This is a genomic window from Virgibacillus sp. DJP39 (assembly GCF_049310925.1).
Taxonomy (GTDB): Bacteria; Bacillota; Bacilli; order Bacillales; family Amphibacillaceae; genus Virgibacillus_F.
In genome coordinates this window covers 1-1,680 of the sequence record NZ_JBMERP010000170.1, presented here as the reverse complement: position 1 = coordinate 1,680, position 1,680 = coordinate 1, and the positions used below count along the sequence as shown (strand labels likewise).

Sequence of the window (1,680 nt, the reverse complement as noted above, 5' to 3'; positions counted from 1 at the left end):
ACTTAAGTTTCGCACCCTGATAATTCAATAAAAAAAGCCTCTTTAAAAGAGACGAAAAAGCAAGAAAAACCCGCATGAACACTGACTTTTTGATATAATATAGTTACCACACCAAATCAATCAAAAAGGACGTGTTATCATGCGGAAAAGTGTTCGAGAAATTGAAAATGTATTTCAATCTCATGGTTTTTCTATTGATTCTATTATACAAAACGTGATGAAGAAGTTCAAATTTCGGTCTCTTTGCCATCAGGTAGGATTTAAAAAGCAACAAGGGTATTCCGTCACTGATATCATGACTTTATTGTTGATGCTACCACTCATGCTCCTTAACAGTGTTAACGCCCTTTACAAGAGCAGTTATCAAAACGTGACCGAGATGAAAAAGGATGCCTTTTACCGTTTAAAAAACAACGAGCGCATGCCTTGGCGCAATCTGCTTTTAAATGTATCGAAACAATTTCAACAGCTGGTCAATCCGAAAAAGGAAAAAGCGGACAAAGCAGCTTTTATTCTAGATGATACGGTCGATGCTCGAACCGGTCGGAAAATCGAAAAAGTTTCCTACATCCATGATCACGTTGCGGGTCGTAAGAAAAATAACATTGGATTTAAAAACTTAACATTGGGCCTTTTTGACGGCACAAGCTTCACGCCTCTTGATTTTAGCTTGCATGCAGAAAAGGCATTGAAACGAAAGTATCGGAAAGAACAATACAACAAAAAACGAAATCCTAGATCTAATGGGGCAAAGCGCAAGAAAGAGTGCGATGTGGACAAAATCACGAATGCCCTTCGAATGCTTAAAAGAGCGGTGAAGCACGGATTTCAAGCGAACTATGTTTTGGTGGACAGCTGGTTCTCAAGTAAGGGCTTTCTATCTACCGTTAGAGGCATTAAAGATGGCGCACTACACGTTATTTGTGCAATGAAAAAGGACTTTAGAAAATATGATTACAATGGGAACGAAATGAACGCCAAGCAACTCTTAAAAACACTTAAGAAAGAGGGAAAAGAAAAACGTTGTCGCAAACGAAATGTGCGCTATTTTGAAGTAACTGTCAATTATACAGGCATTGGTGAAACGGTGAAGCTTTATTTTTGCCGATTTCCGTATCAAAAAGATTGGAAACTCTACCTTTCTACAGATGAGTCTTTGGGTCTTGTTGAGATGCTTGAGGTCTATTCCGTACGCTGGACGATAGAGGTTTTTTTCAAAGAGGCAAAACAGCAACTTCGATTGGGGAAATGCCAATCGCAGAACTTTGATGCTCAGATTTCTCATGTGACAACAACGTATATCCTATATACCTTTTTGGCCTATTTTCGTAGGATCAATGATTATGAAACACTGGGCGGACTGTTTGAGGAAATCAAGGACGAGATGATGGAAAAGAATATTGCGGAAAGGCTATGGGATCTGTTTGAAGAGCTTTTAGATGTTGTTATTATCGCAATTGCTGAATCCGGAACTATTGACATTCAAACTTTTAAGAATTCTCCAGAGTACGAATACATTAAAGAGCTATTTGAAGGCTCTTTTTTGGGAAATCAGTTATTTGATGGAGATAAGGCCGCTTAATTGAGCAAAATGGAATAAAGAAAAACCCCATCACATCAGGATAATAGAGCTGAAAACACAGCATCGAAACCCTGTATTTTTGGGGTGCGAAACTTAAG

1 protein-coding gene is annotated in these 1,680 nt (G+C 38.5%); it reads left to right on the top strand.

What is annotated here, in order from left to right; all coding sequences use genetic code 11:
- Window positions 1-139: 139 nt before the first annotated feature.
- Complete coding sequence (locus ACOI1D_RS21550) at window positions 140-1,582, top strand: IS4 family transposase (RefSeq protein WP_422504240.1); 1,443 nt, start codon at window positions 140-142, stop codon at window positions 1,580-1,582.
- The last annotated feature ends 98 nt before the right edge of the window (window positions 1,583-1,680 follow it).